7 protein-coding genes are annotated in these 8,341 nt (G+C 58.1%); 4 read left to right on the forward strand and 3 right to left on the reverse strand.

Annotated features, from left to right (window positions below; genetic code table 11):
• From PF66_RS30915 to PF66_RS30925, 3 genes are all read right to left on the reverse strand, one after another.
• On the reverse strand, window positions 1-369 hold a 369-nt coding region (locus PF66_RS30915), incomplete at its 3' end, for an alpha-hydroxy-acid oxidizing protein (RefSeq protein ID WP_193394247.1).
• A gap of 202 nt (window positions 370-571) precedes the next feature.
• Entirely contained in the window at window positions 572-1,804 is a 1,233-nt protein-coding gene (locus PF66_RS30920) for an MFS transporter (RefSeq protein WP_054064805.1), read from the reverse strand.
• A 40-nt stretch (window positions 1,805-1,844) separates the two neighbouring features.
• Window positions 1,845-2,864 (reverse strand): carbon-nitrogen hydrolase family protein, encoded by a 1,020-nt coding sequence (locus PF66_RS30925; protein WP_054064806.1) that lies wholly within the window; start codon window positions 2,862-2,864, stop codon window positions 1,845-1,847.
• 393 nt (window positions 2,865-3,257) lie between these two features.
• On the opposite strand from PF66_RS30925, the gene PF66_RS30930 reads away from it, so the two are divergent.
• From PF66_RS30930 to PF66_RS30945, 4 genes are all read left to right on the forward strand, one after another.
• Window positions 3,258-4,217: a helix-turn-helix domain-containing protein gene (locus PF66_RS30930; protein ID WP_081009960.1), complete on the forward strand. Its 960-nt coding sequence runs from the start codon at window positions 3,258-3,260 to the stop codon at window positions 4,215-4,217.
• 55 nt (window positions 4,218-4,272) lie between these two features.
• Window positions 4,273-4,995 carry a helix-turn-helix transcriptional regulator gene (locus PF66_RS30935; protein WP_054064807.1) on the forward strand — a complete coding sequence of 241 codons (723 nt, stop codon included), beginning with the start codon at window positions 4,273-4,275 and terminating at the stop codon, window positions 4,993-4,995.
• A 99-nt stretch (window positions 4,996-5,094) separates the two neighbouring features.
• Window positions 5,095-6,603 carry an indoleacetamide hydrolase gene (gene iaaH / locus PF66_RS30940; RefSeq protein ID WP_054064808.1) on the forward strand — a complete coding sequence of 503 codons (1,509 nt, stop codon included), beginning with the start codon at window positions 5,095-5,097 and terminating at the stop codon, window positions 6,601-6,603.
• A 39-nt stretch (window positions 6,604-6,642) separates the two neighbouring features.
• Window positions 6,643-7,935 (forward strand): carbohydrate porin, encoded by a 1,293-nt coding sequence (locus PF66_RS30945; protein ID WP_054064809.1) that lies wholly within the window; start codon window positions 6,643-6,645, stop codon window positions 7,933-7,935.
• The last annotated feature ends 406 nt before the right edge of the window (window positions 7,936-8,341 follow it).

The raw sequence follows: 8,341 nt of genomic DNA on the forward strand, positions 1-8,341 counted from the left end.
GCCACCGACCTGGTCGGCTACCTCTTCGATGGAGGCGTTGGCTGCGGTGGACAGAATGAAGGGAATATCCGCCTGCTTGGCTGCGCGGGCGAGTTCGAGATCGCCCTTTGGCCAGAAGGCTCCGTTGAGTCCCATGGGCGCTACCATCAGGGGTAATGCCTGGCGCTTGCCGAACACCTGGGTCGCAAGATTCCGCTCGGCCACGTTCACCAGGCGCCGCGGCAGGAACTCCAAGCGGTCGAAGGCCTGCCTATTACGCTCAAGACCTTTCTCGTCATCGGCGCCACCGTCCAGGTAATCGAACACCATCCTGGGCAGCCGTTTCCGAGCCAGTTCTCGATAGCCTTCGACGTTAAAAGCTGAGCGCATGACATCCCTCAAGGCAGAACCCGATAAAAATAGATTTCAATCTAGGTAGTCGCAGATAATTTATCAAATCGATTACTTATGACTGTTGTATAAGCAACATCTATAGAGAGGAAGGCCAGGTCGCTCCGGTCTCCGTACGGGATGACCGGGCGGAGCAGGGCCGCCGTGGCAGGCGGCCGCATCCTGGCCTAGGAACCTTTCTTCAGGCGCTGGCTACTTCGGTAGGCGTCATCGCCGGCTCCGGGTTCTTGCTCGGCGCCGTTTCCTTCAGGAACAGGCCGAACGCCGCCGCGAGCAGTGACACCACGCCGACGATCAGCATCGGCACGATCAGGCCGAAGTGGTCAGCCAGGCTGCCGGCGACGATGGGCATCGCTACGCCACCGATGATCTCGCTAACACCCGTGGGGACCCCAACTGCCGCCCCCGTCACCTGGCTCGGCACGGACTCGGCCGGAATGATCGCCAGGAACAGCGGTGCTATGCCAAAGCCAAAGACACCGGCCAGGAACAGGATCGAGAACATCACGAGCGAGCTCGCGTGGCTCAGCGCGAAGGTAAGCATCAAGGCGCCATAAATAGCTGCGCAGATCACCAGCACCGGTTTACGACCGAGGCGATCGGAAAGCGCAGGGATAGCGATCATGCCGATGAAGCCACCGAATCCCCAACCGGACACGATGAGACCCGTCTCCGCCAGTGACAGCCTCACGACCTGGGTCAGATAGAGCGCCACGAAAGTGGAGAAAACGAACAGCCCGGTCTGGAACAGCGAGCCAATCACGGTGCTCACCCAGATGTTCCTGTACCTGAGTACCGACGTCGCGCCTTTATGGGGGTGTTCAGGGGTAAGGATGGCGGCGCGCCTGGGCTCCTTCATGACCTTCGCAAGCATCAGCGTCAGGATCAGCCCAGGTACACCCAGGATGAAGAACACCCATTGCCATGACAGGTACTGGGTCAGTTGGGTAGCGATGATAGGGCCCAGGCCGATACCCAGCAGCGGGAAGAAGGCTTGGTGAATGCCCAGGTTCATGCCCCTGCGCGTTGGCGAAGAAATCTGCGCCAATGTTGCAACGCTGGTGCTGAAGACGCCACCTTCGCCTATCCCCAATAGTCCCCGTACCAGCAGCATTCCGGTGAAGCTCTTGACTGCCCCGGTCAGCCACGCCATGAGCGAGAAGAACACGCCCGAGCAAATCAGCACCTTCTTACGTCCACAGCGATCGCTGATGCTGCCCAGCACCCAGGTAGAGAGGGCCCAGGTCAAGGCCAGGATGGACGCGATGGCCCCGGCCTGGGTGTTGTTCAGACCCAACTCCGGGATCAGGATCGGAAAGAGATAAACGACAACCAAACGATCCAGACCCACTACACCGAACAGAATGGCCAGTAACCAGACCATCTTCCATTCATAAGAGGATGACGTGCTCATAGATAATCGATCTCCGTGCGGTCGAGGTGAGGTGTGCCCATCAGTCCGAAAAGTCGTCGGTGTGCTTGTCTGCAGAGGGAGACTCATCGCTGTGGTCTCTAGCGGCCTTGTCCACGACGGGACGGCGGCTCTGGCGATCGATCACCAGCCGGGCGATGTCGCTTCTGGAGTAGTGGCCTACCGGGTCTGCGGCGACCTTCGCCAGGGTGACGGCAGCCAGATCGACCTGCGCATAGAGCAGGCCTTCTTCATCCACCGGTAGCGGGGCGGCGAGTTCTGCGCCATCGGGGCCATAGATCCGGGCGTAGCCGCCGCCGGCCTTGAGCAATCCTCGCGACTCCTCCGAGGTGCAGAGCAGCTCGATCACGTCGCTGGACACCATGCCGCAGGGGGCCAGGACGAAGCACTGGCCTTCGACCGCGTAGGTTCTGCTCACGGCATTGTTGACATCGCCACTAATGGCCGGCGTGACCTCGTTGTACAGCGAAAAGCCTGGCCAGGCAGCGATATGAACCTCTTCGTACTCGCTGAACATCGCGAACTTCGCCAGGGGTTGGATGTGTTCCCAGCAGCACAGCGACCCCAACTTGCCGAGGGCGGTCGGGTGGACCTGGATGTCGCTGCCGTCGCCTTCACCAAAGACCATTCTCTCGGCGACGGTGGGTTTCAACTTGCGGCGAGTCCCCAGGGTTTTGCCCTCGTCATCGATCAGCGCCTGTCCCATGTAGAGGCTGCCGCCGTTTTTCTCGGTATAGCCGATGGAAACGAAGATCTTGTTGTCCCTGGCGCAGGCTTCGAGTCTTTTGAACTCATCGCTGCCCACCACCAGGGCCTCCTGGTGATACTTGAGCATGAACTGCATGGCCCAGGCAGGCGTACCCAGCCAAAAGAACCAGGGATACCCGGGCACGAAGTTTTCTGGGAAGGCGATCAGCCGGGCGCCATTGCGTGCGGCTTCCTCGATGTAGCGAATGCACTTATCGAGGGTGGCGGCGCGATTCATGAAAACCGGCGCGGCTTGTACTACGGCCACCTTGTAGGCGCTGTGAAGGGCTTTCATAGGGTCTCGATCCGAAGGAGTGGGCGATGATCGAGATGATTAGGCAAAGGGACGCGAAGTGCTGTACTCAACGTCTTGCCGATCTTGCTCCCGTTTCCCTAGTGGGTGGCCTACCGGGTTCCCGCTGGTAGCGATCTGTAGGCGTTACCAAAGGTGGCGATGTAACACTCGTCGTTGGTTAGCGCGCTCTACGACGCTCTGTCCTGAGGCAAAAGAGCGCTTTCGTGCCCTCATCCAGCGCAATAGAGTCTGCGCCCGCCCTGATTTACGCTCGTTTTTGCCGCGTTATTCCTCATTTCTCGTCTGCATCGCCTGCAAATCAGCAAAACGGAGCTTATGGCACCGATCTTGCTGGGCCGCCGCTAAATTACTCATGCTTCAGCGTGATGGAAGATGCTCAATACACTCACCACGAGCGCTGTACCGCAGTCGGATCGCCAGGCCTTCTGGCGTCAAGTGATTGCTGATCGCTTCATGGCCTTGGAATTCGAGTCCAGGGACGCCGTCCCTTTTACCGCGAATCTCGATGTCCTGCAGGTGGCGAATCTTGATCTGATGCGGTTGGAAGCGTCGGCGCACGCCGTGGCGAGAACCAGCAAGTTGGTGCAGAAGGACGCGTCGGACTTCTTCATGCTCAGCTATCAGCGCCGGGGCAAGGGGGTGCTGGAGCAAGACGAGAAGGTATCGATACAGACTGCTGGAGATTTCGTCCTCTATGACAGCACACGACCGTTCGCCATGTCCTACAGCGGAGACTTCTGCAAGTATGTGATTCGCATACCTCGGACGAAACTGCAGGCTCATATATCCCAGCCTCAACGGCTGTGTGGCATGACCGTCAGCAAGGATTCAGAGGCGGGGCTCGTATTGGGCGCGATGCTCAACGCGCTGTTTTCCGGCCCCGCCTCATCCAGCGTTTCCGTACAGGAGTCTTTGGCCAGGGCGCTTATCGAGGTGACAATCGGTGGACTGCAATCCATACCTGAGGCCCCAGGGGCGGAATGCAGCAAGTTGCAGACGTTCCATCTGCATAGAGTCAAGCGCTACATCCTAGACAATCTGCAGGATCCCAACCTCAACGTGGAACGTATTTCCGCGGATCTCAAACTCTCGATGAGTTCGCTTTATCGGATTTTCGAATCCGAACGTCTGACACTATCGCAATGGATCTGGAATCGGCGCCTGGAGAATTGCAAGCGCGACCTGCTGTGCAAACATCTCGCCCATAAGCACATTGGCGATATCGCGTTTGACTGGGGCTACAGCAACTGTGCGCATTTCAGCCGCGTATTCAAAAAAGACACCGGAATGACGCCCAAAGAATTTCGGCTCAAGGCTGCGCACTCTTGCTGAGGACGTTCGGTCTAGTGCGTATTGCCCGGATGGCCCGCCAGATCAGGAGGTCAGCGTGCTTGACGTCAAGGTTGACCTGACCTGTACCGAGCTGGACCTCTTCACCCAGGTGGTCTGGCGGTTGCGCCATGCCGGCGGGTGCGAGGAAGAGGTCAGGCGGCAGATCCTGCTGGACGTCACAGAACTCCTCAAATCCGATTACGGCGCGTCCTATGTCTATGACGATCGGAAAGATATCTCCACCCGCTGCGTCTCGCTGAATATCGACCAGGTCAAACTCGGCGAATACCAGGCTCATCATCACGTTGCCGACTGTATCACCCGTAAGATGAGGGCTCAGCGCCAAGCCGCGCGCGTGGACGATGTGATCGACCGCAGGGCGCTGGAAGCCAGTGAGCACTACAACGAATTCCTCAAACCGTGCGGGATGCACTACGGGATCAATGTATTTTTTTTCCAAGATGGCAGAGACATCGGTGACCTGCGTATCTGGCGAGGTGCCGATCAACCTCCTTTTGGCGTCAGGGATGTCCTGCTGCTCAAGGCCCTGACCCCTTATTTCGAGGAGTCGCTGTCTCCGGTCCAGCAGACGCCCTCCCTGTTGACGCGACGTGAACAGGCGGTTGTGGAGCATGTCGCGGCCGGCTGTAGCGACAAGGAAATCGCCCGCTTGATGGGCATAGGTTTCACCACGGTGCGAACGCATCTGAAAAACGCCATGCACAAGACCGGCGCGAGCAACAGGACCGATCTTGCGGTACGGGGTCGACCACAATAGCGGCTCCTCAAATATGAGGATTTTGGCCAAATCCAGGGTGTGAATAAATGAGTTGCCGATGCCAGTCGAGCATCGGGCAGACCTCAGGATTTCACCGTGATGAACAAGACTCCTTTTCTGGCCTTGGCGATTGCCTTGGCGAACTCGAGCGCCTTCGCGGCGCTACCGGCTACCCCTCTTTACCGCCTCAGTGCTGAGCAAACCGCCCAGCTGATCTGCAACAAGCAGGTCTCCAGCGAAGAGGTAGTCAGGTATTGGCTGGACCGTGTGGATGCACACCCCGAGCTCAATGCCTTCATCTCCGTGAACCGCCCTCAGGCGATCGCTGAGGCGAAGAAAGCAGACGCGCGGCTCGCCAGCGGCGGCCAATGTCGTCCCCTTGAAGGCGTGCCGATTGCCATCAAGGACAACATCCAGGTGGTGGGCTTCGCCAACACCGCCGGCACACCTGCCTTGCGGCAGTTCATGCCCAAGGTGAATGCGCCCGTTATCGACAAGCTGGAAGCGGCCGGCGCGATCATCGTTGGCAAGACCAACATGCACGAGCTGGCGTTCGGGGCTACCGGATATAACGTCGCCTACCGTACGGGAGACGTCATTGGTGTCCGCAATGCCTTCGACCAGTCGCGCATCGCCGGCGGATCTTCCTCGGGCAACGCCGCGGCCCTTGGCGCGCGGATGGTGCCGGTCGCCTTGGGCACCGATACCGGCGGCTCGACACGCGAGCCCTGTGCGCTGAACGGCTGCCTTGGGTTTCGTCCTACTGTGGGTCGCTACAGCGGTGCAGGTATCACCCCCATTTCGTCTACTCGGGATACTGCCGGGCCGATGGCGAACAGCCTGGGTGACATCGTGCTGATGGATTCCGTGCTCAGCGGCAAAACCCCGCTGCCCGCCAAGCCGGCCAGGCAGATTCGCCTCGGATTGCCCGATTACTTCTGGGCCGATCTGGACAGCGATGTCGCTGGAAAAGCCAAGCAAGCCCTGGCCAAGCTCAGGGCCGCAGGGGTGCAACTGATACCCGTGCAGATGCCCGGAATGAAAAACCTCGTGGCAGCGGTGGCGACACCCGTGGCGATAGTCGAAGCGAAGAGGGCGCTCACAGCCTATCTGAAAGAGCAGGGTACCGGCGTCTCGTTCGAACAGCTGACGTCTGGGATTGTGAGCCCTGATGTCAAAGCCATTTTTGACACCATGGTGGTACCGGTAACCGTCCCGGATTCGACAGGGCAGATGGTGCCGGGACAGCCGCTTTACGAGCAAGCCATCAACCAGGGCGTTCCTGCGTTGGCAGCGCTTTATAAGCAGACCTTCGAGCGACACAAACTCGATGCATTACTGTTTCCCGCCGTGCCGGAAGTCGCCATCAAGACCGGGCCAGAGGCGGGCACTCCAGACCACTTCCTTCGCATCATCAGGAACTCGGATCCCGGCAGTAACGTGAAGATGCCTGGCCTGAGCATCCCGGTCGGTCTTGGTGAGGAAACGAAACTTCCGGTGGGTATGGAGATAGATGCTCTGCCAGGCCAGGACGATCAACTGCTTGCCATAGGTCGCACCCTCGAGTCCATCTGGGGGCCAGGTCCCATTCCCGCTATCGCTCGTTAATCACCGCCGATCATCATCCACAAACGGTTTGGACAGACTATGAAGAAGAACAAGGGTTCAGTGCGTCCGTGTGCGCGTCGTTTTTGTGTGAATGCAGTACTGGCGTCTATTGGTGTTGCCAGTGGGGGCTTCGCTGGGGCTGATGACAGCGCGATCAAGCCGCATGTTGTCATCACCAACCAAACGCTCAAGAACCTGGACATCGGCCCGCGGCCTTATAGCTTTGCAAATGCCGGCGCCATCTTCGTGGGGGCGGACCTGGATCTGGGCAAGTTGCTGGATAACCATGCCGGCACCCTGAAGTTCGATTACACCTTTTTTCCCTGGATGCGCAATGCAGGGGTTCCCGCCCAAGACCATTGGCAGGGCGCGGTTGGCAGTGGCTTGGCCGGCTCCGTCATGCACAACGATATCGATACGGGCTACCTGTCACTCTTTGCCTACGAGCAAAAGTTTCTCGATGGACAGTTGCAGGTGACCGCCGGGCGTACCAACGCCAAGCGTTACTTCTATCTCTCCAACTGTGGCGCCATCGTTGCTTGCAACGACCCGCTGGTCGAGTACACAACTGGCATCCTTCCATATCCCTACGGCAGCTGGGGGGGATACGCGAAGTATCAGGTGAACGACCGCTGGTACGTGCATGGAGGGGCTTTCGAGTCGAATCCCAACGACTATCTCGACAAGACCCACGGGTGGCACTGGAATCCCGATAATGCCAGCGGGGTTACCAGTCTCGCGGGTATCGGCTTTGAGCAGACCATTGGCCAAAACCCCTATCCTTACCACTATGAGCTCAACGGTTTCTTCAATAGCGCTGAGCAGGTGGACATTTCTGATGGAACAAAGCATCGAGGTAGCAGCGGCGCAATTTTCCGTTTCCGGCAGACGGTCGCGCGTGATGACGTCTCGGATGCTCAGGCGCTTGGCCAAGCATGGCAGGTATTCGGCGCCTGGTCGTTCAATGCTGACGACTCTCAACCCTTCCAGCACTTTGTGGAAGCCGGAGTAACCCGGGTGGGGCCGTTTGGTCGGCCACAGGATTCCATCAGTCTGAAGGCAAGTTATCTGCGCCTTTCTGAAAAGCAGTACGACTACGAGAACCAGCAACGCCTTGATGTCACAGGGCGGGATCAGCACATGTCCAGAGGGGAGTCACGCGTCGAGCTCAATATGCATTGGCAGGCGACGCGATATCTGGCGTTCGAACCAAGCGTCCAATACATTTTCAATCCGAGTAATTTCTATAATCCTGCTGCTGAGGTGAGTGGGAACGGCACTGTATTGGGTTTGCAGGTGGTCTACGATTTTGGCTCGCAAATCGGCTTGTGACATAGCGGCTATGAAAATAGCCATTTTTAACCGGTAAATATTTTGCGCAGAGCTCCGGGAATCGGTCCCTGCGCAAGATATTCAGTCTGTGTTCAGATAAAGTCTATCGACGGGATGGTAGTGTCGCATGTATTTTTTTCAAGTCGTGCCGCTTATGTTCGGGCGTAAGCAAGCGACTTTAAAGTTCATTGAAGCTCTTGTCTTGCCCACTTTCAGTTGACAAAAGGTCTAACGCTGCAGGCGATTGAGTTCGTGCTCCGACGATTCTAGCCTTTGGGCCAGGCCTGTGCACGACGATGTGCGTCGGATGCCGTCCTGAATTACGCAAGGTGAGTTGGGCGGACGCTTACCAGCTACCTGCCAAAAGCAGCCGGTCAGTCTGGTCCTAGGCTGTGTACGAAATTGT

Source organism: Pseudomonas asplenii, from assembly GCF_001293465.1.
Taxonomy (GTDB): Bacteria; Pseudomonadota; Gammaproteobacteria; order Pseudomonadales; family Pseudomonadaceae; genus Aquipseudomonas; species Aquipseudomonas fuscovaginae_B.